This is a genomic window from Exiguobacterium sp. SH31 (assembly GCF_001816105.1).
In the GTDB taxonomy this organism is placed as follows: domain Bacteria; phylum Bacillota; class Bacilli; order Exiguobacteriales; family Exiguobacteriaceae; genus Exiguobacterium; species Exiguobacterium aurantiacum_A.
Genome location: NZ_LYTG01000108.1, coordinates 1 through 21832, shown reverse-complemented (window position 1 = coordinate 21832; position 21832 = coordinate 1). Strand labels below are relative to the sequence as shown.

Annotated in this window: 25 protein-coding genes; 2 read left to right on the top strand and 23 right to left on the bottom strand. The window is 52.4% G+C overall.

Features of this window, described 5'->3' with window-relative positions; translation table 11 throughout:
- Positions 1–31 precede the first annotated feature (31 nt).
- The 18 genes from aroA to prsW form a co-directional block, all read right to left on the bottom strand.
- On the bottom strand, positions 32–1282 hold the full coding sequence (gene aroA, locus A6395_RS15095; protein ID WP_071399657.1) for a 3-phosphoshikimate 1-carboxyvinyltransferase: 1251 nt from the start codon (positions 1280–1282) through the stop codon (positions 32–34).
- Positions 1282–2331, bottom strand: a complete 1050-nt coding sequence (locus A6395_RS15090) for a 3-dehydroquinate synthase (protein WP_071399656.1) — start codon at positions 2329–2331, stop codon at positions 1282–1284. The genes aroA and A6395_RS15090 overlap by 1 nt, the downstream gene beginning before the upstream one ends.
- Complete coding sequence (aroC, locus tag A6395_RS15085) at positions 2325–3488, bottom strand: chorismate synthase (protein WP_071399655.1); 1164 nt, start codon at positions 3486–3488, stop codon at positions 2325–2327. Before aroC ends, A6395_RS15090 begins: the two co-directional genes overlap by 7 nt.
- 10 nt (positions 3489–3498) lie before the next feature.
- Positions 3499–4278: a CheR family methyltransferase gene (locus A6395_RS15080; protein ID WP_070327943.1), complete on the bottom strand. Its 780-nt coding sequence runs from the start codon at positions 4276–4278 to the stop codon at positions 3499–3501.
- Between the two features lie 116 nt (positions 4279–4394).
- A complete protein-coding gene (ndk, locus tag A6395_RS15075; protein WP_071399654.1) occupies positions 4395–4811 on the bottom strand; it encodes a nucleoside-diphosphate kinase in 417 nt (138 codons plus the stop codon).
- Positions 4812–4902: 91 nt separating this feature from the next.
- Positions 4903–5838: a polyprenyl synthetase family protein gene (locus A6395_RS15070; protein WP_236633389.1), complete on the bottom strand. Its 936-nt coding sequence runs from the start codon at positions 5836–5838 to the stop codon at positions 4903–4905.
- A gap of 30 nt (positions 5839–5868) precedes the next feature.
- Positions 5869–6570 (bottom strand): demethylmenaquinone methyltransferase, encoded by a 702-nt coding sequence (locus A6395_RS15065; protein WP_035386712.1) that lies wholly within the window; start codon positions 6568–6570, stop codon positions 5869–5871.
- A gap of 20 nt (positions 6571–6590) precedes the next feature.
- Complete coding sequence (locus tag A6395_RS15060; RefSeq protein ID WP_071399652.1) at positions 6591–7163, bottom strand: heptaprenyl diphosphate synthase component 1; 573 nt, start codon at positions 7161–7163, stop codon at positions 6591–6593.
- A 127-nt stretch (positions 7164–7290) separates the two neighbouring features.
- Positions 7291–7566, bottom strand: coding sequence for an HU family DNA-binding protein (locus tag A6395_RS15055; RefSeq protein WP_198010937.1), 276 nt, complete (start codon positions 7564–7566; stop codon positions 7291–7293).
- A gap of 107 nt (positions 7567–7673) precedes the next feature.
- A complete protein-coding gene (locus A6395_RS15050) occupies positions 7674–8375 on the bottom strand; it encodes a hypothetical protein (protein ID WP_131465367.1) in 702 nt (233 codons plus the stop codon).
- Between the two features lie 12 nt (positions 8376–8387).
- Positions 8388–8567: a DUF2768 domain-containing protein gene (locus A6395_RS15045; protein ID WP_233589594.1), complete on the bottom strand. Its 180-nt coding sequence runs from the start codon at positions 8565–8567 to the stop codon at positions 8388–8390.
- A gap of 116 nt (positions 8568–8683) precedes the next feature.
- Positions 8684–9712 carry an NAD(P)H-dependent glycerol-3-phosphate dehydrogenase gene (locus A6395_RS15040; protein WP_071399650.1) on the bottom strand — a complete coding sequence of 343 codons (1029 nt, stop codon included), beginning with the start codon at positions 9710–9712 and terminating at the stop codon, positions 8684–8686.
- Between the two features lie 17 nt (positions 9713–9729).
- Positions 9730–11040, bottom strand: coding sequence for a ribosome biogenesis GTPase Der (gene der, locus A6395_RS15035; protein ID WP_035386714.1), 1311 nt, complete (start codon positions 11038–11040; stop codon positions 9730–9732).
- 129 nt (positions 11041–11169) lie between these two features.
- Positions 11170–12318: a 30S ribosomal protein S1 gene (rpsA, locus tag A6395_RS15030; protein ID WP_070327437.1), complete on the bottom strand. Its 1149-nt coding sequence runs from the start codon at positions 12316–12318 to the stop codon at positions 11170–11172.
- 141 nt (positions 12319–12459) lie between these two features.
- On the bottom strand, positions 12460–13083 hold the full coding sequence (locus tag A6395_RS15025) for a lysophospholipid acyltransferase family protein (RefSeq protein WP_071399649.1): 624 nt from the start codon (positions 13081–13083) through the stop codon (positions 12460–12462).
- On the bottom strand, positions 13080–13757 hold the full coding sequence (gene cmk, locus A6395_RS15020) for a (d)CMP kinase (RefSeq protein ID WP_070327439.1): 678 nt from the start codon (positions 13755–13757) through the stop codon (positions 13080–13082). Before cmk ends, A6395_RS15025 begins: the two co-directional genes overlap by 4 nt.
- Before the next feature lie 74 nt (positions 13758–13831).
- A complete protein-coding gene (locus A6395_RS15015; protein ID WP_070327440.1) occupies positions 13832–14497 on the bottom strand; it encodes a flagellar brake protein in 666 nt (221 codons plus the stop codon).
- Between the two features lie 19 nt (positions 14498–14516).
- The gene (gene prsW / locus A6395_RS15010; RefSeq protein ID WP_071399648.1) at positions 14517–15173 is read right to left on the bottom strand and encodes a glutamic-type intramembrane protease PrsW; all 657 of its coding nucleotides are present in this window, start codon (positions 15171–15173) and stop codon (positions 14517–14519) included.
- Between the two features lie 108 nt (positions 15174–15281).
- Between prsW and A6395_RS15005 the strand changes: the two genes are divergently transcribed.
- Complete coding sequence (locus A6395_RS15005) at positions 15282–16253, top strand: asparaginase (protein WP_071399647.1); 972 nt, start codon at positions 15282–15284, stop codon at positions 16251–16253.
- A gap of 28 nt (positions 16254–16281) precedes the next feature.
- Positions 16282–17292, top strand: coding sequence for a YpdA family putative bacillithiol disulfide reductase (locus A6395_RS15000; RefSeq protein ID WP_071399646.1), 1011 nt, complete (start codon positions 16282–16284; stop codon positions 17290–17292).
- 76 nt (positions 17293–17368) lie between these two features.
- On the opposite strand, the gene A6395_RS14995 is transcribed toward A6395_RS15000, so the two are convergent.
- The 5 genes from A6395_RS14995 to A6395_RS14975 all read right to left on the bottom strand — a co-directional run bounded on the left by A6395_RS14995 (position 17369) and on the right by A6395_RS14975 (position 21672).
- The gene (locus A6395_RS14995; protein ID WP_070327444.1) at positions 17369–18637 is read right to left on the bottom strand and encodes a Glu/Leu/Phe/Val family dehydrogenase; all 1269 of its coding nucleotides are present in this window, start codon (positions 18635–18637) and stop codon (positions 17369–17371) included.
- Between the two features lie 147 nt (positions 18638–18784).
- Positions 18785–19702, bottom strand: a complete 918-nt coding sequence (locus A6395_RS14990; protein ID WP_070327445.1) for a D-alanine--D-alanine ligase — start codon at positions 19700–19702, stop codon at positions 18785–18787.
- 96 nt (positions 19703–19798) lie between these two features.
- Entirely contained in the window at positions 19799–20380 is a 582-nt protein-coding gene (locus A6395_RS14985) for an adaptor protein MecA (RefSeq protein ID WP_071399645.1), read from the bottom strand.
- 60 nt (positions 20381–20440) lie between these two features.
- Entirely contained in the window at positions 20441–21298 is an 858-nt protein-coding gene (locus A6395_RS14980) for a MerR family transcriptional regulator (RefSeq protein ID WP_071399644.1), read from the bottom strand.
- Between the two features lie 170 nt (positions 21299–21468).
- A complete protein-coding gene (locus A6395_RS14975; RefSeq protein ID WP_071399643.1) occupies positions 21469–21672 on the bottom strand; it encodes a hypothetical protein in 204 nt (67 codons plus the stop codon).
- Between the last annotated feature and the right edge of the window lie 160 nt (positions 21673–21832).

The window sequence follows — 21832 nt, the reverse complement described above, 5'->3', positions numbered from 1 at the left end:
AATTTCCTCCTACCACTTTCAGGTATTGCCGTTATTCTATCTCACGACCGAGCCGTTGTAAATCGTCACGAAAATGAGGGTAACTGATTTCAGAGGCTTCGATCCCGTCGATGACGACGGGTTCGTCGATCAGTAAAGCCGCCACTTGCAGCATCATCGATAAACGATGATCCGCATGCGAGGACACATGACCAGCCTGAAGCCGGCTCGGGAAAACGCTAAACCCGTCTTCGGTCTCGCGTATATCGACACCGAGCGCCGAGAGCTCGCTCGCGACCGTCTTGATCCGATCGGTCTCTTTCACACGCAGTTCACCCGCATCCTTTACGACTGACGGGCTCGACGCCTGCGACGCGACGAGAGCGAAGAGCGGGAGTTCATCAATTTGTCGTGGGATGGCCTCGCCTTCGAGTGTCACCCCTTGAAGTTCGCTCGTCGTCACCGTCACATCTCCGACCGTCTCTTCCCCGAGTGGTCGTAGCCGAGTGATCTCGACGGTCGCTCCCATGCGCTCAAGTGTTCGTAAAAAACCGATTCTCGTCTCGTTCAAACAGACGTCGGTCGTCGTCACGCGGCTGTTTGGGACGATGGCGGCCCCGGCCCAGAAGAAAGCAGCCGACGACGGGTCGGCTGGCACGTCGACAGTCGCCCCGTCGAGGTGACTTGACGATAGCCGGATCGTCCGCACGCCATCTTCGTTCGTGATCTCGACTCGTCCACCAAACAGAGGCAGCATCCGTTCCGTATGGTCGCGTGACAGCATCGGTTCCCGGACAATCGTCGTCCCGTCAGCGCGAAGACCGGCCAATAGGATAGCCGACTTCACTTGCGCGCTCGCGACCGGTAACGTGTAATCGATCCCGCTCAAGCGCCGCCCCTTGATCCGAACAGGGGCGAATTCGCCGTCGATGTCGGCCCCCATCTGTCGAAGCGGTTCAGTGATTCGACGCATCGGCCGTTTCGAGAGCGAGTCGTCTCCGACGAGCGTGAACTCACCCGAATATCCGGAGACGAGACCCGAGAGCAGGCGCATCGTCGTCCCCGAATTCCCGCAGTCAAGCGTGGCCGGAACGACTGACGCGACACCTTTGATTCGGAGACGCTCGTCGAGTTCTTCGACGCTTGCCCCGAGACTGCGGACCGCATCGATCGTCGAACGGCAATCTGCCCCAAGGAGCGGATTCATGACGACCGTCTCCCCGCTCGCTATCGCGCCGAATAAGATCGCGCGGTGCGTGATCGACTTATCACTCGGTACTCGAATCAATCCATTCAACCCCATCAGAACCATCCTTTCAACTGTATGTATGCTTCAGCAAGCCGCTCGGACGGCACCGCCTCAACGGTAGCCGCTTCACCGAGCAACACGAAACGGACTTGTCCATCTCGATTTTTCTTGTCGAGCCCCATCACCGTCAAATACGTCTCGAACGGTTTCCATTCAACCCGGCTGACGCGGCGCGCCCGCATCCAAGCGGCGAGCTTACTGGCCCGATCCGTGTCTCCTCCGACGAGAAAGGCGTATACCATGCCATACAGCACCGCCTCCCCGTGCGACAGCCGATACCGTTCGACCGACTCTAAAGCGTGCCCGAACGTATGACCAAAGTTGAGCCACGCCCGGACTCCATGTTCCCGTTCGTCTGCCTCGACGACGACACGTTTCACTTCAATCCCGCGCGCAAGCCACAATTCCCAGTCTAGCGTACCAACTGACAACGCCTGAAACAGTTCATCCTCGAATGAAGCAGCGAGGACGTAACGTGACAAGTAAGCATGTTTAATCAACTCACCGAGCCCGCTCAAGACGTCACGATTGCTCAGCGTCTCGAGACGGGACACGTTATAATGCACACCGATCGGTTGATAAAACGCACCGATCGCATTTTTAGACAACGGGTGGTTGACGGCGACTTTGCCGCCGATCGCTGAATCATGGGCGAGCACAGTCGTCGGTACTTGGATGTAACGGACCCCTCGCATATACACACTCGCAAGAAAACCGGCCAAATCCCCGATCATGCCCCCGCCAAAAGCAACGACGAGCGTGTCGCGGTCACAGCGTGCGGTCAACCCGTCTGTCACGAGTTTTTCAACGGTCTCGAGTGATTTCGAGCCGTCACCTGGCGTGACGACCGACCAAACAATCTGCGGATGAATGCCGGCTAGACGTTGTTTGAACACCTCGCCATGTAGCGCATCCACCGTCCGGTCTGTAATGACCCATACCGTCGAGCAAGCCGGGAAATAATCGACGCGGTCCAACCAGGCGTCGCTGTGCTCAATCGACACGTCATAAGGGACGGATGCGTCAACATGAATCGTCACCACGACCGGATTTCCTCACGATACGCCGCGACCCGCGACTGAATTCGTTTGACGGTGTCGTGTCCGAACGTCTCACACAACTCACGTGCGAGTTCGAACGCGACGACCGCCTCGACGACGAGTGACGCAGCCGGGACGGCACAAGCGTCACTTCGTTCGATTTGAGCGAGGAACGGTTGTTTCGTATCGATATCGACCGATTGCAACGGTTTGTAGAGCGTCGGAATCGGCTTCATCACGGCACTGCAGACGATTGGCATCCCGGTCGTCATCCCTCCTTCAAAACCGCCTAGATGGTTGCTCAATCTCGTATACCCGGACTCGTCATAGGCGATCGGGTCCATCACTTCCGATCCTGGACGGTACGCCATGTCAAATCCATCGCCAAAGGCAACTCCTTTGATGGCGTTGACGCTCATGACGGCGCGAGCGATGGCCGCATCGAGCTTGCGATCATATTGGACGTAAGAACCCAACCCTGGGATGACGCCATGCACTTCGGTGCAGACGACGCCGCCAAGTGAATCTCCGGCCGCTTTCGCTTCATCAATCAAACGCATCATCGCTTCACCGGACGTTTCGTCAGTCGTGCGTACGGGTGACGCCTCGATGACGGTCCGTAGTTCTTCGAGTGCTGCGTAGTGCTTCGGCGCGGACTCGATGCCGCCGATCACTTTCACATAGCTAACGAGCGACATGCCGACTTCGTCGAGCAACTGTTTGCTGAGCGCACCGACAGCGACGCGGGCCGCCGTCTCGCGGGCACTCGAACGTTCGAGCACGTCCCGAAGGTCTCGGTGGTCATACTTGAGACCGCCGACAAGGTCAGCATGTCCCGGACGAGGCCGAACGACCCGGCGCTTGATTTCAAACTCGTCGTCGACCGGCTCTGCCTGCATGACGTTCCGCCAATGCGCATGGTCTTTGTTTTCAATCCAAAACGAAACAGGGGCTCCGGTCGTCATCCCATGACGAACCCCAGCCCTCACCTCGATTTTGTCTGATTCAATTTGCATTCGGCGTCCACGGCCGTAGCCCGACTGACGTTTCGCCAACTCGCCGTTGATTGCCTCGACGTCGACGCTTAAGCCGGCAGGGACTCCTTCGATGATGACGGTCAATCCCGGTCCGTGTGACTCTCCCGCTGTCAAATAACGCATATGCGCCACCTCACTCCTCAAATTTTTCGTAGAAGAAACTTTGTTTCATCTTGTATCCGTAACGCTTCGGCTGGAAGATTTGTTCAGTCCCTCCGACGAAGAGGACCCCGCCCGGACGAAGCGAGCGGTGGAACGACTTGTACACTTTCTCTTTCGCCTCTTCCGTAAAGTAGATCAAAACGTTTCTACAGACGATCAAGTCAAAGTTACGTTCGTAGACGTCAGCGAGCAAGTTGTGCTTTTTGAACGTCACGAGTTTTTTAATCTCGTCCGAGACAAAATAGTCGTCATCTCGACGGGTGAAGTAACGATCTCGAAACTCAGGCGGCAAATCGACGAGCGCCCGTTCATGATACTTGCCTTGTTTCGCTTTTTCGATCACCAAGTCATCTAGGTCAGTCGCTGTGATCGTGAACTGGGCGGGTGACAAATGCTTCGACAATAACATCGCAAGTGAATACGGTTCTTCTCCCGTCGAACAAGCCGCGCTCCAGACCCGGAGTTTCCCTTGGCTTCTACGAATGAGCTCAGGCAACACGTCCGTCTCGAGCTGTTGCCAGCGGACCGGGTTTCGATAAAACTCACTGACGTTGATCGTCATCCGGTCTAAAAATTCGTCGTACAAACCTCGGTCTGACTCCATCGCTTTAAAATACTCGATAAATGTGGCGTAGCCCTTCTTCTCGCGGAGCGCGACCATTCGTCTTTTCATTTGTGCTTCTTTGTATAAATTCAAGTCGATTCCAGACTTTAAATAAAACTTTTTTACGAAGATCGCATAATCATTTATCACCAGTTCTAACCTCAATTCTTTCTCTTATCCTAGATCATGTCGTGTCCGAACATACGAAAGCGCTTTAATGCAAATAGAAAAAGGGACAGGAGGCCCCGTCCCTTTTATCGTCATCAAACGTGTGATGTTTCAGTCGCGAACCAGAGCGATAATTCTCTCTCGGCACTTTCTACGCTGTCTGAACCATGGATGACGTTTTGTGACATTGTCGAGGCCAAGTCGCCACGAATCGTTCCCGGCTGCGCGTCGAGTGGGTTCGTCTTGCCAATCATCAACCGAGACACGGCGACGACGTTCTCGCCTTCCCACTCCATCGCGACGACCGGACCTGACGTCAAGAATGCGACGAGTTCTCCAAAGAACGGTTTTTCCTTATGTTCCGCATAGTGCGATTCTGCAACCTCAACTGACGGCGTCAGCATTTCGAGACGGTTCAACGTGTACCCTTTGTTCTCGAAACGTGTGATGATTTCCCCAATCAAACCACGCCTCACCCCGTCAGGTTTTACCATTAAAAATGTCTTTTCCATACCCCTAGTCCCCCTAAATCAATATGTGTACCATGTACTTTATCAGTTTACACGGTCACCTTCATTTTTGAAAGGGTTTACAAGGTGTGAACTACCATTTTCGCTTGCCGATATATTCGGCAATCTCAATCAACGACCGTTTGTCTTGAATATCCGGCAGTGAATCGAGTCGCTGAATCGCTCGACTCACGTAACGGTCGATCGTGCGTTGACTTCGCTCAAGCGTCCCGTTCCGTTGCACTTCGCGGACGAGCGTCCGGGTCATCTCATCGTTCGAGGCGTTCGTGACTTGCTGCAACCGCTCATAAAACACAGGATCTTCTGATGAATAGAAGAGCGGCAATGTTTTATGTCCATGCTTCAAATCTTCACCGACGGGCTTACCGAGTTGAAAACTCTTCGCCGTGAAGTCGAGCAAATCATCCGTCATCTGAAACGCCATCCCGATATCGTAGCCGAACAATCGAAGTTGTTTGACGACGTCAGGTGACGCCCCGGAGACGACGGCCCCGGCCGCGCAACTCGTCTCGATCAAGAGTGCCGTCTTCCGGGCGATCCGGTCCAAGTACCGCTTCGGGGATTGCGCCCAGTCATATTGGTCTTGAATTTGATTGATCTCGCCGATACAGATCAGTTCCATCGTCTCCGCCATGATTTGCATCACTTCCGGGGAATCGACTTCGGACACGAGCCGAATCGCTTCCCCGAACAACGTATTACCGGTATACATGGCGACGCTCTCGTCATATCGTTCCATCACGGTCGGTTTTCCGCGGCGCAGTGTCGCGTCATCGATCACATCATCGTGAACGAGTGACGCCATATGAATCAGCTCGAGGCTCGCCGCAACTTTCGTCAGACGAATATCATTCCCAGTCCCAAATCCGGCACTGAGCAATACGAACGCCGGACGGATCCGCTTCCCCCCGGCATCTAGCAATTGTTTCGATGCGGCTTCGATCACCGGATGTTCCGTGTGGACCCGCGTCGACAAAAACCGATCAATCTGTTCGATTTCTCGGTTCATGTGGCGATAAAGTCGCTTTAAAGACATCGTTCACCACTTCTTTCCTAGGTGCATGGCGCACGCACCACCGGAAAACGCCTTGACTTCGACTTGCTCGAACCCGGCTTCTTCAAACATGCGCTTTAACGTCAACCGGTCAGGGAACTGATCCGTCGATTCTTGCAGCCACTTGTATTGATCATACGACCCGGCAAACACTTTGCCGAATAGCGGCATGACTGATCCAAAGTAAAATTTATAGAGCCCGCTGAATAGTGGTGCCGTCGGTTGGCTCGTCTCGAGACAGACCACGGTCCCGCCCGGTTTTAAGACGCGGTGCATCTCCCGGAGGACCGTCATATAATCCGGTACGTTCCGAAGGCCAAATCCGATCGTCACATAGTCGAATGAATGATCTCCGAACGGCAACTCCATCGCGTTCCCGTGAATGAGTTCGATCATCGGATAATCAGCCACTTTCTCGTGTCCGACAGCGAGCATATTTTCAGAAAAATCGAGTCCTTTGACGACCCCGGTGTTTCCGGCCGCCTCGGCGAGTTGAATCGTCCAATCGGCCGTCCCGCAGCAAACGTCCAAACATTTTGCGCCGGGGAACACTTGCATGCGCCGCATTGTCGCTCTGCGCCACCATTTATGCAGACGGAAACTGATGATCGAGTTCATCGTATCGTAGCTTGGCGAGATCGTTTGAAATACTTCATATACTTTTTGCTCTTTCTCTTTCGGTTGCAACACGTAACACCCTTTCCGTTCTAAGCGACAGCATGCGCGAGTAGTGTCGATAGCTGTTCTCTTTTTTCTTGGCGCAGTTCTGTTGCCTTCTGTTCGATGATTTCTTTCCCGTACGATGTCAAATAAGATTGACCTAGCAGTTCGGAAAACGTTTTGATTAATCCGAAGTTCGCTTCCATCCACGTCACAACAGCGACGTCCGTCCCCAAGGCGAGTGTGCACTTCGCGCCGTTCACAAGCTGCACGGTTCGACCGAAACGGTTGCTATAGTCCGCTGGAAACATCGCCAATATTTTATAAAATTGAGCCGAGGCGTAATCTCCGGCGAGCACTTTAAGTTGCCGTTCAAGGGACCCGTTCGGGCACTCCTTCACTTGATCGTGCAGCTCGAGTGCTTGATGGGCAAAATAAGTCGCGAGCACGAGCTGTCGATGTTGATGCGATTCGAGTTCAATCATGTCGATCATCCAACGAAGTAAAGGCATGTCGACTGCGGGTACAATCTCGTGTCTCGTCAAATACGGATGAGTCATACGTTGTTCGATTTGACGAGCAAGGTCGGTGACAACGCTTTCGTTTGTCAACTGTTCCATGCTATCCCCCCTCGTCCTCTTCGTTGTCATTCTGACATAGTATAGCACATTTTTGTCACATTCACGCCATGTGAACTTGCTTTCAACTACAAAAAAAGCCGCCTCTCGGCGACTTATGTATTGCTCATTATTTGACCGCATCTTTAAGCGCTTTACCTGCTTTGAAGGCAGGAACTTTGCTTGCAGGGATTTCGATATCTTCTTTCGTACGTGGGTTGCGACCTTTACGGGCAGCACGTTCACGAACTTCAAAAGTACCAAAACCGATCAATTGAATTTTCTCACCGCTTTGGAGTGCTTCAGTGATTGATTCAAACGTTGCTTCTACGATTTTCGTTGCGTCTTTTTTAGACACATCTGCTTTCTCGACAACTGCGTTGATCAATTCAGTTTTGTTCATCACGATTCACCTCCTCTCACAGAGAGTTTACGGGATTAATCATATCGTACAAACGTTGATATGACAACATTTTTTAAGCGAAAAGGTCATAAGCGGACACCTTGCTCGACTCAATTGTTTAAAAACTCGACCTCACCTTGGTCATTAATCGTATACCCTTGCGAATAAGCCGGGGCGAACGGTGCGTCATCGTAGAGCAAATAACGAATATCCTCTCCTACTTTCGGCTCGGCATCCGTGTTCTCGAGCACGGCTTCGATGTCAGCCCGGTAATCGACGAACAATTGACCAGTCCCATCCACATAGATCGGCAACTCGTTTTCCGTGTATGGGCTCGGGATGAACGGTTCTTCAGAGACGAAAACGAGGTCGTAATCGATCGTAAACTGATTTTTTCCGAGCGATCCTTTGAACGGATATTTCCCTTCTTTGACTCGGAACGAATTGATATTCGTCTGCAGTTGTTGGAGGCGCTCGGTCACCCTCAAGTCAATCAGTTTGACCGTCGGCTCTGTCTCGGCGTCGACAAGGACGTATAAGAACAAGCCGCCCCCTTCGAAACTGTTTGCCGGCGGATCTGCCAAATAACCAGGAACGAGGCGGCTAAACTCGATCGGGTAACGTTCCATCAGCGGCGTCTCGGCCGGCTTTGTTTTGATCGGTAAGACACCGGTCGTCTCTTTGAACGAGTCGACCGCCGTCTGGACCGATTGCAACTGGTCCTCATAAGGCACGTTGTCGACCCGATTTGTTTCCGGGAACATACATCCGGCGAGCAGCGTCGCCGTCGCCAAACTGACGGCTAAAAACATTCGTTTCACGGTTTACCCTCCTGTCGGTCCAGAAGCGACCACATAAATCATAATGATCGTTCCGAATAGAAAAATCACGAATGCGACGACTCGAATGAGCACCGCAAACCAGCCTGAAAGTTTCGTGTGGCTGACTGCCACCATGAGCGCAGCGACGGCAAACGCCCCAATCCCCGCAAATGAAATCCACATCTTGATGAGTGACGGTGTCACGTCTATCCCCTCGACTTTCTCTATAAATCTTACTCCGTAATTTAGTGTAGCAAAAAAAACAAAGGAACTGAACGAAAACGTCAGTTCCTTTGCTGTTATTCGCCCTCGAAATGGAAAATTTCTTCCATTTCATGTTTTTGCGGGCGTCTCATCAACTTTTTCACTTCATCATGCGGACTTTTTCCTTCGAACAGCACGTTGTAGAGCGCTTCCGTGATCGGCATGTCGACGCCGGCTTCGCGGGCAAGTGTATGCGCTGCTTCACAGGCACGCACACCTTCGACGACCATACCCATCTGATCGAGTACGTCTTCAAGCTTCTCCCCACGTCCGATGGCGTTACCAGCTCGCCAGTTTCGGCTGTGCTGTGACGTCGCGGTTACGATCAAATCACCGATCCCGGTCAAGCCCGAGAACGAGGCCGGGTTGGCGCCGAGTTTGACACCGAGCCGAGCGATCTCGACGATGCCGCGCGTCATGAGGGCAGCTTTCGCATTGTCGCCGTATCCGAGCCCGTCGGTCATCCCGGCGGCAAGGGCGATAATGTTTTTAAGCGCGCCCCCGTATTCCGCTCCGATGACGTCAGAGTTCAAATAGACTCGGAACTGATCGTTTGTGAGCAGTTCTTGAATCTCATCAGCGACAAATAAATCCTCACACGCGATGGTGATCGTCGTCGGTTTGCGGACGGCCACTTCCTCGGCGTGGGTCGGACCCGTCAATACACCGATGGCTCGACGTTTTGACGGATCGATCTCTTCAGCGATGATCTCAGACAACCGCTTATGCGTCTTCGGTTCGATCCCTTTTGCGGCATGAACGATCGTGACCGGTTCCGTGAGCAGATCGTTCACTTCACGGGAAACCGGACGAATCGCCGAGCTCGGGACGACGAGGAAAATGATCGAGCAATCTAGAACCGCCTCTTTCAAATCGGTCGTTGCCCGGATCGACGCCGGAAGCGGCACATCTTTCAAGTAAGTCGAATTCGTATGCGACGTGTTGATCTCATGGACGTGATCTTCCTCACGTCCGTAGAGCACGACGTCGTGTCCATTGTCAGCGAGGACGAGCGATAATGCCGTTCCCCAGCTTCCTGCACCAATGACAGCTACTTTTGCCATGTAAGGCACCCCCATTACTAGTTTTTCTGACGAGCCACGATGTGAATCGGTGTACCAGTAAAGTCAAACGCGCGGCGAATCTGGTTATCTAGATAACGTTTGTACGAGAAGTGAAGCAACTCGGGATCGTTGACGAACAACACGAACGTCGGTGGCTCGATCGCCACTTGCGTCGCATAGTTGATCTTGAGTCGTTGTCCTTTGTCCGTTGGTGTCGGGTTCATCGCGACCGCGTCGACGATGACATCGTTCAACACGCTCGTCGAAATACGCTGACGGTGTGATTCGGCAACTTGATTGATGACAGGAAGAAGCGTTTGCAACCGCTTCGACGTGAGTGCCGATAAGAATACGATTGGCGCGTAGTCGAGGAATAGGAATTCCTTGCGGATCTTCTCTTCCATCTTCTTCATCGTCTTGTCGTCTTTCTCGACAGCGTCCCATTTATTGACGACGAGCACGATCGCTTTCCCTGCTTCGTGGGCAAGTCCTGCGACGCGTTTGTCTTGCTCGATGATGCCTTCTTCACCGTCGATGACGACGAGGACGACGTTCGAGCGTTCAATCGCCTTTTGGGCACGCATGACACTATAACGTTCTGTCGATTCGTACACTTTGCCGCGCTTACGCATACCGGCCGTATCGATGATGACGTACTCTTGTCCATCACGAGTGAACGGTGTATCGATCGCATCGCGCGTCGTTCCGGCGATCGCCGAGACGATAACACGTTCTTCACCGAGAATCGCGTTCGTCAAACTCGATTTCCCGACGTTCGGGCGTCCGATGAGCGAGAACTGAATGACATCTTCGTTGTATTCGTAATCGTCTTTGTCCGGCGCGAGTTCGAGGACACGATCTAACAGATCACCAAGACCGAGTCCGTGTGTTCCCGAGATCGGGAACGGGTCGCCAAACCCGAGCGAGTAGAACTCATACATGAGTTCACGCATCTCGAAGTTATCGACTTTGTTGACGGCAAGCACGATCGGCTTGTTCGAACGGAACAACAAGTTCGCGACTTCTTCATCCGCTGCCGTGATCCCTTCACGACCGTTTACCATGAAGACGATGACGTCCGCCTCATCGATCGCGAGTTCGGCTTGATGACGCATCTGAACGAGAAGCGGCTCATCGCCGACCTCGATCCCGCCTGTGTCGATCAAATGAAACTTTCGGTTCAACCACTCACCCGTACCGTAAATACGGTCGCGTGTAACTCCCGGTTTGTCATCGACGATCGATACGCGATCACCGATGATCCGGTTGAAAATCGTGGATTTCCCAATATTCGGGCGGCCTACGATGGCCACTGCTGGAATTCCCATATAAACACCTCTTTAACTTTCATTCAAAAAATTATCGTTCTTATTTGCAACTGTACAATTATAGCACAGTCGAATATTAGTGACCATACAAAAAGAAGCGGGAGTATGACTCCCGCTTGAACGACCGTCTTATTTAGAATCGTCCGAGGCGTTCTCACCTGTCAGTTCAGATACAGAGAATCCGCCTTGATCGCTATATTCGTCAAGCAGCGACTGCTCTTCATCATCGCGTGAACCGTCTTCTGATTCGAGTGCACGCATCGACAATGAGATTTTCTTCTCATCGAGATGGACGTCGAGCACTTTCACTTTCACTTCTTGTCCTTCAGACAAGACTTCAGATGGCGTCGCGATGTGTCGGTTCGCAATCTGAGAAATGTGGAGCAACCCTTCGACTTGCGGCGCGACTTCGACGAACGCACCAAACGTGACGATACGTTTGACTTTCCCCGCGATCACGTCCCCAGGTTGAATCTTGCCTTCAACCGATTCCCACGGTCCCGGTTGCGTCTCTTTGATCGACAATTTCACTTTTTCATTGTCGAGGTCAAGACCAAGTACTTTCACTTTCACTTTGTCACCTTCTGTGACGACATCACTCGGTTTTTCAACACGACTATGAGCCATCTCAGAAATATGGACGAGACCGTCGACGCCGCCGATATCGACGAACGCACCAAAGTCAGTCAGACGTTGGACGGTTCCTTCGATAATTTGACCGACCTCGAGCGATTCAAGCGTTTCCGCCTTCTTCGCACTCATCTCTGCCTCTGCCACCGCTTTATGCGACAAGATGACGCGATTTTTTTCGCGGTCCATCTCGACGACTTTAACCGTAATCGGCTTATGCAAGTATGATGAGAAATCTTCGACGAAGTGGTTTTCTACGAGTGAAGCCGGGATAAAGCCGCGGATGCCGATATCGACGACAAGACCGCCTTTGACCTTATCTTTCACCATGACTTCAAATACTTCGCCCGATTCGAATTTTTCAACGATTTGATCCCAAGCTGCCTCGGCATCTACGTCTTTCTTCGATACGACAACCTCTTCATCCGTGACCTTTTTCACTTTGACACGGATTTCGTCGTTGACATGGAGTGATTCGTTTAAATCGTCTAAATGCATGCTTGATACTTCGCTGATTGGCAAAATCGCCTCGGTTTTGTAACCGATATCAATTAACGCTTGCTTGTCCTCGATTTTGACGACGATACCGGTCACGATTTGACCTCGATTAATTTCAAAATCAGGCATATCTTTCATTTCTTCGACCATTCCAACACTACCCCCTCACGATGAGTACAAAAAGGAGCGCCCTAAGGCGCTTAACACCTAGTATAAACTTCTTATAATTCGACAGATTTGTCAAGGTGTTATCAGGTTTGTTCCTCTGATTGCAACAGATTAAACCTGAAATTAGCGAACGTTCTGTGAATGGGTCATGTACAGTTCGGCGATTGTCGCCATGATCAAATCGGCGGCGTCTTGGGCACTCGCTTTGTCCGCTTTCAGTTGCGAGAAGTCGATCGGCTCGCCGATGACGACCTTCAACTTCGAACGGAACTTGTATTTACCGATGATTGCAATCGGAAGTACGGCAGCATCAGAACGGAGCGCGAAGAAACCGACACCGGCCTGCGCCTTGCCGAGCGATCCGTCTTTCGAACGGGTCCCTTCCGGAAAGATCGAGATGACCTCGTCCTCTTTCAACTTCTGAAGAACAGTACGTAGCGCTTGACGGTCCCCTTCCCCGCGTGACACCGGGATTTGCCCGGAGCGTGTCAAAATCCGTTTTAAAACCGGGACATCGAACAGCTCTTTTTTTGCAAAAAAACGAATTGGCCGTTGCTTCGGCATGGCACTGGCCAACAAGACCGGGTCCCAGTTCGACTGGTGGTTCGAACTGACGATGATCGAGCCGTCCTCAGGTACATTCTCACGACCGACATACTCGACGCGGAAGCTGAACAGACGCATGATTCGAACGACGCCGACCGTTAACCGATACATCCCGAACGGGCCGTTGTTGAGCGGCTTCATCGTCCGACCACCTGTTCCATGAGCTGTTCAACAGCCGTGACGACACCATCGATCGACAAATGGGTCGTGTCGAGGAAGTGGGCGTCATCCGCTTGACGGAGTGGAGCGACGACGCGCTCCGAGTCCCGTTTATCACGCAAGGCGATCTCTTGTTTCAATTGTTCGAAATCGCTCGGGAGACCCTTTGACACGTTCTCCTCGTGGCGACGACGGGCACGTTCCTCGACGGTCGCGGTCATGAACACTTTCAAGTCTGCCTCAGGCAATACGTGCGTCCCGATGTCACGACCGTCCATGACGATGCCGCCGTCCCGAGCCAAGTCCCGTTGTAAATCCATAAGTGCGTCCCGGACCTCAGGCTGTCTTGCGACAAAACTGACGTTGTTCGTCACTTCACTCGTCCGAATGACTTCGGTCACTTCCTCGTCACCGTCAAACACGCGTTGCCCGCTCTCGCTCGGGACGAGACGTAACTCCATCTTGCCGATCATCTCAGCGAGGGCGGGGCCGTCTTCTAATCCGACGTGTTGCTCGAGCGCGCGATATGTGACAGCCCGGTAGATTGCCCCGGTATCGATGTACACGTAACCTAACTTTTTAGCGAGCGTTTTAGCGATCGTGCTCTTGCCGGCTCCTGCCGGCCCATCTAATGCGATTTGTAGCGGTTTAGTCATAAAAATTGGGTATCGGCTCATTCCGATACCCACCTCCTCTCGGTCGTTTGTTCCGAGAACATCATACCAGTTTTTTAACGTGAAGAAAATACGGAGCCGGTCCGTTTTCTGGCTTCGAGCTGGGCCCGGAAACAATAACGTAAAATCGTCTCCTGATCACGAGGCGTCAAATCCTCAAAACAAAGTGACAGCTCGTGCTTTACGGCCTGCTCTTGAACCCGGACGAGACGGCTCTTGACACGGAACGTCTGAGGCGTCCCTCGCTCGTCCTCGATCCGGAATACGACGATGACCGACTCATCGACGTCGACCGGCGAACGGTTCGCCACGACACGCATCCCGCCGGCCGACACGTCTAGTGACGTCGTCTCAAATGACGGAAACGCTTCGCCGTCTGCCGCGAGCACCGTCACGTTGATCATCTCCGGCACGCGCAAGTACTCGCGACGTTGGACGCGCTTGATTTTTTTCTCGTCCGGCAAGTTAAACGCATAGCGAAGCGTCAGCTGGGCGTCACTGATCCGTTTCGTGACGACTGAATCGAACGCGTACAGTTGATCTTCGCCTTTGAAAAAGTACAAACGCATCGGTTCATCCTCATGCAAAAAAAACGTCTTTAGCGTCGCAATCTCGCTCGGAGATTCGATCCAGACGACACCGCCGTTAATGGCAGCGATTTTCGTCTTCCCTTCGTTTCTCCCTTCAACTTCAACTCGTAACTCTTGACCAACTTTTAACATGAACCCGTTCCCCTTTTATCTATTTGTATTGACGACGATTTGATCGATTTGCAGTGCGGACGAGCAAGAGCGCGACCATCCATAGAATGACGATATAGAGCACGGCCGGCATCTTGTTCGTCGATTCAACGAGTAAGATATAGTCAAACATTCCGTGTAGCAACGTTGCCGACATGACAGCGGTGAACAGCCAAAACCGTTCATGCGCGGAATGTTTGGCCCGACCGAGACAAAAGCCCATTGCCACGGCGAAGAGCGCATGGCCGCTCACCGGCAAGACGGCTCGCCAAATCGCAATCTCGAGCGAGTCATAAACCCACAAGTATAGAAAATTCTCCAACGTGGCAAAGCCGAGTGAACAGGCGACCGCATAGAGAATCCCGTCGTAGTAATCATCAAAAACTTTATGTATGTATATTGTATAATAGATCATGAACCATTTAAAAAATTCTTCTAATAGAGCGGTGGCCACGAACGCTTGCCAAAACGGGCCGACAAGGACCCCTTCTTCCACAAACGCATATTGGACGAACATGATCGGAAAGACAAGAATGGCACCGGCGACAAACGAACGAATCACATAGCCGAGCGGTTCCGCTTCCAACTCATGCCGTAAATAGAAGTAGGAAAGAAGGGCGAATCCTGGCGCAACCGCAGACAAGGCGATTGCAATCATGATGCATCTCTCCTTTCTATCGTTAAGCATACACTGAATAAGCCGAAAGAAAAAGTAGCTAACGCCTAGAAAATGGAAGAAAAGGACAAAAAAAGTTGGAGGTCGACTATGAATCATCTATTACTCATCCATACCGGCGGCACGATCGCGATGTCGCAGACCGGTTCGGGCCACGTCTCACCAAGCGAGGTCAATCCGATTGACGCGACGTTGCCGAAAGCGACCGACATCGCAAAAATTACGACGAAGCACTTCTCAAACATTCCGTCTCCTCATATGACACCCGAGAAGATGCTCGAGCTCGCCCAGTTCATCGCGCAGCAGTTGACGCAAGACACGTATGACGGCGTCGTCATCACCCACGGGACCGACACGCTCGAAGAGACGGCGTACTTCCTGCAGATCACGCTCGGTGCCCCCGTGCCAATCGTCTTGACGGGAGCGATGCGCTCGTCGAACGAGATCGGGTCGGACGGCGAGTTTAACCTCATCACGGCGCTCCGGGTCGCAAGAAGCGAAGCCGCACGTGGCAAAGGGGTGCTCGTCGTCTTCAACGGCGAGATCCACTCGGCGTTCAACGTCACGAAGACGCACACCTCTTCCGTCGACACGTTCAAATCGGTCCACTTCGGAAACGTCGGGATGGTGACGAAGGACCACGTCCTCATCTACAGCCAACCGACGACGAGACAGCCGAAGATGATTCCAACGATCACGAAACGGGTCGCCGTGTTGAAAGTTGTCGCCGGCATGGAACCTGACTTGCTAGAAGCCGTGCTCGACCTTGGCTATGACGGGCTCGTCCTCGAAGTGCTCGGTCAAGGAAACGTTCCACCGTCGATCGTCCCGGCACTCGAACGACTCGTCGACCACATCCCGGTCGTCATCGTCAGCCGCTGTTTTAACGGTATCGTTCAAGACGTGTACGGGTATGAGGGTGGCGGTAAACAACTGAAAGAGATGGGCATCATCTTCTCGAACGGTCTCAATTCGCAAAAAGCACGGCTCCGTCTCCTCGTCGAGCTCGAATCAGGCTCGTCGCAACCGGTCATGGAACACAGCTTCAGCTTCCAGCAGTGACTTGCCATCTCAGCCTTCGTTCCATACAATGAGGGATGAGGTGATTTCATTGGACAAACACGCGATCATTGTCGGCGCCGGCCCGTGCGGCCTGTCGGCGGCAATCGAATTAGAACGGGTCGGTATCTCGTGCACGATCATCGAACGAGGCAACATCGTCGATGCGATTTACCGCTATCCGACCCATCAGACGTTTTTCTCATCAGCCACTTTGCTTGAAATCGGGGATATCCCGTTCATCTGTAAAGACTTAAAACCACATCGCCAAGACGCGCTCGTCTATTATCGTGAAGTCGTGAGCCGGACCGGGCTTGTCGTCAAACCGTTCGAGACGGTCGAATCGGTCGACCGTCGTGCCGACAAATTCATCGTCCGGTCCCGTCACGACCGCCACGGCGTCACAGAACGCCTTGCCGACTTCGTCGTTCTCGCGACCGGGTACTACGGACGGCCCCGCAAGTTAGACGTCCCGGGAGAAGAACTCCCCCACGTGACCCATTATTTCAAAGAAGCACATCCGTTTTATCGGCAACACGTCACCGTCATCGGCGGAAAGAACTCGGCGGTCGATTCGGCCATCGAACTCGAGAAAGCCGGGGCATACGTCACGGTGCTCTACCGCGGTGACGGCTATAGCCCATCGGTCAAACCATGGGTACTACCCGCTTTCGACTCCCTCGTTCGTCATGAAAAAGTACGTCTTGAGCTCGAGGCCGAGATCATTCGCATCGAACAGGACCATGTCGTCTATCGACAACATGGCGAAGAGAAACGGGTCGCAACGGACCACGTCCTCGCCATGACCGGTTACTTGCCTGACCATGGGCTGTTCTCGGCAGCCGGTGTGCTCGTCGACGACGAGACCGGCATCCCGCAGTTTGATGAGGCGACGTATGAGACAAACGTCGATAACCTGTTCATCGCCGGCGTCGTCGCGGCCGGGAACGATGCCAACAAAATCTTCATCGAAAACGGCCGTTTTCACGGCCAAGCGATCGCCGAAGCGCTTCGGGAGCGCATCGGTGTGACATCGTCATAAACTTGTTCAACTAAAATGAGGAAGGACCCGACTGCGGGTCCTTCCTCATTTTGCGATGTTCATCGGCAAGTCGCCATCACACCCAGCCACGGAAGCGTGAGGCCTCCGCCATTTTACGGACACCGACCATATAGGCAGCGAGACGCATGTCGACTTTCCGGGCTGATGATGTGTTGTATACCGTATTGAACGAATGGACGAGCACTTTTTCAAGCTTCGTTTCGACTTCTTCTTCCGTCCAATAATAACCTTGATTGTTTTGGACCCATTCGAAGTAAGAGACTGTCACGCCACCGCTTGAAGCGAGGACGTCAGGGACAAGCAAGATGCCGCGCTCTGTCAAAATACGCGTCGCTTCGTTCGTCGTCGGTCCGTTCGCCGCCTCGACGATGATCGACGCTTTGATGTTATCGGCGTTATCTTCAGTGATCTGGTTCTCGATCGCGGCCGGGACTAAAATGTCACAGTCGAGCTCGAGCATCTCTTTGTTCGAAATCGTGTTTTTGAACAGTGTCGAGATCGTCCCGAACGAATCGCGCCGATCGAGCAAGTATGGGATGTCGAGTCCGTTCTCATCATAGATCGCGCCATATGCGTCACTGACAGCGATGACTTTCGCTCCCACGTCGTGCATGAACTTCGATAAGAAGCTGCCGGCGTTACCAAATCCTTGGACGACGACGCGCGCACCTTTCAACTCGATCCCCCGGCGAAGCGACGCCTCCCGGATCATGATGGCGACACCTTTGGCCGTCGCCGTCTCGCGACCGTGTGAACCACCGAGTACGAGCGGCTTACCGGTGATGAAGCCCGGTGAGTTGAATTCATCGATACGGCTGTACTCATCCATCATCCATGCCATGATCTGCGAGTTCGTAAACACGTCAGGCGCCGGGATATCCTTGGTCGGACCTACGATTTGGCTGATCGCTCGAACGTAGCCGCGGCTCAACCGTTCGATTTCACGGAAACTCATCTCACGCGGATCGCAAACGATGCCCCCTTTACCGCCACCGTAAGGAAGGTCGACGATACCGGCCTTCAGGCTCATCCATATCGACAGCGCCTTGACTTCTACTTCCGTCACGCTCGGGTGGAAGCGAATCCCACCTTTCGTCGGGCCGACAGCATCGTTATGTTGCGCCCGATAGCCAGTGAAGATCTTCGTCGAACCGTCGTCCATGCGGACAGGAATACGCACGGTCAACATCCGAAGCGGCTCTTTCAACAGCTCGTACATCTCTTCTGGATAACCGAGTTTCTCGAGCGCCTCGTGGACAACTTCCTGTGTCGATTCAAGGATGTTTTTTCGTTTTTGATGACCTTTTTCTTGATCCGTAATCATGAAGGTTTCCTCCCCTAAATTGTCAATTCTCCCCCAAGAATCAACCTCGTATTCGTTTAAAAGTATAGCCGATAAGCAAGCATTTTGAAAGGGTTTTACAAAAATAATGAAAGCGTTTTCTAAAAAGCGGAGAAGGGGAATCCCTTCTTATTTCTCTAAGGCGAGCGCGATGAAACGCTCTAGCAATTCACCGTAAGAAATACCGGCGACGTTCGCACTGTCCGGGAACAGACTGAGCGGCGTCATCCCCGGGAGCGTGTTCGTCTCGAGGATGTAGGCCAATCCTTGCTCCGACACTAAGAAGTCAGAACGTGAATAGCCGCTGCAGCCGAGGGCACGGTGCGCCTCAATCGCGGCCGCTTGCACTTCTTTCGTCAACGCCTCCGGCAACTCCGCCGGACAGACGTGAATCGACCCGCCTTCCGAATACTTAGACTCGTAGTCGTAAAATTCATTCTTCGGGATGATCTCGATGACCGGGAGGGCGTGCTCGTTCCCACGGTTGCCGAGCACCGGAACGGTCAGCTCACGACCTTTGATGTACTGTTCGACCAACACGGCCGTATCACATTGGAACGCCTTGGCGATGCCCGCGCGTAGCATCGACTCGTCGGTCGCGATCGTCAACCCGTTCGAAGAGCCTTCTTGCGCCGGTTTGACGACACAAGGAAACTCACCGCCCCATTCGGCCACTTTCAAATCGAGGTCATCCCCTGCTTGGACGAGGACGTCACGGGCGACACGAATACCTGAAGCGGCGAAAATGATTTTCGCGCGCGCCTTGTCCATCGCGAGAGCCGAAGCCAAGACGCCCGACCCTGTATAAGGGAGCTGCGCCATCTCGAGGAGCGACTGGACGCGACCGTCTTCTCCATACTTGCCGTGCAGGGCACTGACGACGACGTCTGCTTGAAGCGTCAATAACTCTTCAGCCCGATCCGGGTGAAAATCGATGGCCACGACTTCATGACCCCGTGCCTCTAACGCTTCGATCATACCTTTACCACTCGTAAGCGACACTTCACGCTCACCCGATACTCCACCATATAAAACAGCGACTTTCATCATATCTCTCCTTCAGCTAACTTCTCAAAAATTCAAGTTTTATCATACCATGTGTCAGCTGAAAACAATAGAAACAGAATAGTAAAAAAGCCGTACTTACGCGAACGTATCGTACAGCTGTTTCACTGCTTGTTCAGTTTGGATGGTCTTCCCGTACTCCATCATGAGATACGGGCTGACGGTCGTCGTCTTGCCATATTCAGACAGGATGGCGGCGAGCCGTTCCTCGACTTGCGGTTTGAGAACTTCCACAAAATGTAAGTAATAGCGGCCGTCATAATGATAGAGTGCCCCACCTTGGTCGGTGTCTTGCATATGCGGAAACGCACGGATCGACGCATTGATCACGTCTTCAATATCGTCAAACTGATAAATCAAATGATGGATCACATCGATCGTCAAGCGAATCTCGACTTGTTCTTGATCCGACTCGGCGACGACCGCATCGACTTTTTGGACATCGATGACGAGTCCATCGCGTGGAAACATCGTCACATTCAAGTCGACAGCACCTTGGGGCATGAACCCATATTCGGCCTCGGCCGTTTCAAGCAATTCCCGCCATAGTTCTTGACCGCTCTCTCCGACAATCGTATCGATGGCGATCCCTCGAATCGATAAGTCGCTCGCAGTCAAGTATACCCTCAAATGTTCTTTTGTCTGTTTTTCAAATCTCAAACGAAAACCTCCAAAGAAAAATCATTCTACTTAATAAGCTACTCCCGTTTTGTCGACCTGTCAAATGGTTGACAACCACTCGTTCCAAGCTTCGGGCGTATCTCCTAGAAACGCCCCTTCAAATTGCGACGCTTGTTGACTGACGGCGTATCCACCCGCACCGATGACGAGGTCTGGGTGCTCCGCTTGAATGTAACGCATCGCTTCTTGAAGATTGGCAATGTGCTCCGTTAACGTACATGAAAAGATTAAACATTTCGCGTCGATATCATGGAGCGCTATGCTCAAATCCTCTTTCGGGAACCCCGCTCCGAGGAAAATGACGTCAAAACCGTATTGTCTTAAATAGAGCGTCACGAACAAAAGGCCGATTTCATGCATCTCACCCGGGGCGCAGACGCAAATGATCCGGGGCAAAAATGGATTCATCGGCATTTGAAGAGACAACGTCGACAAGCGGGCCCGGAAAAAAGACGTCGCAAAGTGTTCGTGTGCAATCGTGACCTTCCCATTTTCCCAGCGTGTGCCGATATCCATCAGCAACGGGCTAATGATATCTTTCGTCACTTTTTCAAAACTGAACGTGTTGAAGGCACGGTTCATCAAATCGTGCGCTTTCCGTTCATCAAATTTGAGCAGCGCGTCCATTAATCCATCCTTCAATTCTTCATCGTAGAGACGAGCAGGTTTCGGCTTCGGTGCCTCATGAAGTTGCTGAATCGCTTGCGAGACGGTCAACCCTTCCCGTTGTTTTTCAACGACCCATTTGATTTTTTCGACGTCTTGGTCGGAATACAACCGGTGACCCGAATCGGTCCGACTCGGTTCGATAAACTGATAACGACGCTCCCAAGCCCGAATCGTCGTCGGGTTCACACCGGTCAATGACGCAACCGTCTTGATGGAGTACTTCGGCATAGCAGCCCTCCTCTCCTACAAGTTCTTCCCTTTCAGTATAGACCCATCATTTCAGCTTTACCTGTTTTATTGTGCAAATTTGTGAGAAACAGGTGAGACTTTTCCAATTCAAGTAAACTTCGCGAGGACGTTGAAACAAAATAAAAAAATACGGTGTCTCCACCGTATCATCAGAAAAAGAATGTATGACGTCCTATATATAAAAATGCGAGGATAATCGCAAACATCGTCAAAGTCAGCATCATAGCCAGCGGTCGTTTCAACCAATTATCATTCAACTTTTCTTTCCGCTCGTGCTCTTGCCGTTCCGACCGAGACGGCAACGTGTCCACGACTTTTTCACGAAGAGAATCTGCTTGGTTTCGATGTTGCAACGTGTGCCCTCCTTTACCTTTTTTATCATTTTACTATGATATCAATCAAAGGAAAAGATGCGTGCCAACCGATGTTTCCAATCTGTCACATTTTTAGACACAACTTGAACCGACGGCGGGAATGAAATCTCACCACAGACGTCACAGCAATCGGCTTGTT

What these genes read in the sequence shown, in the direction of transcription:
- ndk (WP_071399654.1), bottom strand. Translation starts at nt 4,811, where the DNA reads ATGGAAAAGACATTTTTAATGGTAAAACCTGACGGGGTGAGGCGTGGT.
- aroA (WP_071399657.1), bottom strand. Translation starts at nt 1,282, where the DNA reads ATGGGGTTGAATGGATTGATTCGAGTACCGAGTGATAAGTCGATCACG.
- A6395_RS14995 (WP_070327444.1), bottom strand. Translation starts at nt 18,637, where the DNA reads ATGATTACGGATCAAGAAAAAGGTCATCAAAAACGAAAAAACATCCTT.
- A6395_RS14980 (WP_071399644.1), bottom strand. Translation starts at nt 21,298, where the DNA reads ATGCCGAAGTACTCCATCAAGACGGTTGCGTCATTGACCGGTGTGAAC.
- A6395_RS15050 (WP_131465367.1), bottom strand. Translation starts at nt 8,375, where the DNA reads ATGTTTTTAGCCGTCAGTTTGGCGACGGCGACGCTGCTCGCCGGATGT.
- aroC (WP_071399655.1), bottom strand. Translation starts at nt 3,488, where the DNA reads ATGCGTTATTTGACAGCGGGAGAGTCACACGGACCGGGATTGACCGTC.
- der (WP_035386714.1), bottom strand. Translation starts at nt 11,040, where the DNA reads ATGGGAATTCCAGCAGTGGCCATCGTAGGCCGCCCGAATATTGGGAAA.
- A6395_RS15000 (WP_071399646.1), top strand. Translation starts at nt 16,282, where the DNA reads ATGAGGGATGAGGTGATTTCATTGGACAAACACGCGATCATTGTCGGC.
- prsW (WP_071399648.1), bottom strand. Translation starts at nt 15,173, where the DNA reads ATGATTGCAATCGCCTTGTCTGCGGTTGCGCCAGGATTCGCCCTTCTT.
- A6395_RS15045 (WP_233589594.1), bottom strand. Translation starts at nt 8,567, where the DNA reads ATGTGGATTTCATTTGCGGGGATTGGGGCGTTTGCCGTCGCTGCGCTC.
- A6395_RS15040 (WP_071399650.1), bottom strand. Translation starts at nt 9,712, where the DNA reads ATGGCAAAAGTAGCTGTCATTGGTGCAGGAAGCTGGGGAACGGCATTA.
- A6395_RS14990 (WP_070327445.1), bottom strand. Translation starts at nt 19,702, where the DNA reads ATGAAAGTCGCTGTTTTATATGGTGGAGTATCGGGTGAGCGTGAAGTG.
- A6395_RS15025 (WP_071399649.1), bottom strand. Translation starts at nt 13,083, where the DNA reads ATGAAGCCGCTCAACAACGGCCCGTTCGGGATGTATCGGTTAACGGTC.
- A6395_RS15005 (WP_071399647.1), top strand. Translation starts at nt 15,282, where the DNA reads ATGAATCATCTATTACTCATCCATACCGGCGGCACGATCGCGATGTCG.
- A6395_RS15060 (WP_071399652.1), bottom strand. Translation starts at nt 7,163, where the DNA reads ATGGAACAGTTGACAAACGAAAGCGTTGTCACCGACCTTGCTCGTCAA.
- A6395_RS15070 (WP_236633389.1), bottom strand. Translation starts at nt 5,838, where the DNA reads ATGAACCGAGAAATCGAACAGATTGATCGGTTTTTGTCGACGCGGGTC.
- rpsA (WP_070327437.1), bottom strand. Translation starts at nt 12,318, where the DNA reads ATGGTCGAAGAAATGAAAGATATGCCTGATTTTGAAATTAATCGAGGT.
- A6395_RS15015 (WP_070327440.1), bottom strand. Translation starts at nt 14,497, where the DNA reads ATGTTAAAAGTTGGTCAAGAGTTACGAGTTGAAGTTGAAGGGAGAAAC.
- cmk (WP_070327439.1), bottom strand. Translation starts at nt 13,757, where the DNA reads ATGACTAAACCGCTACAAATCGCATTAGATGGGCCGGCAGGAGCCGGC.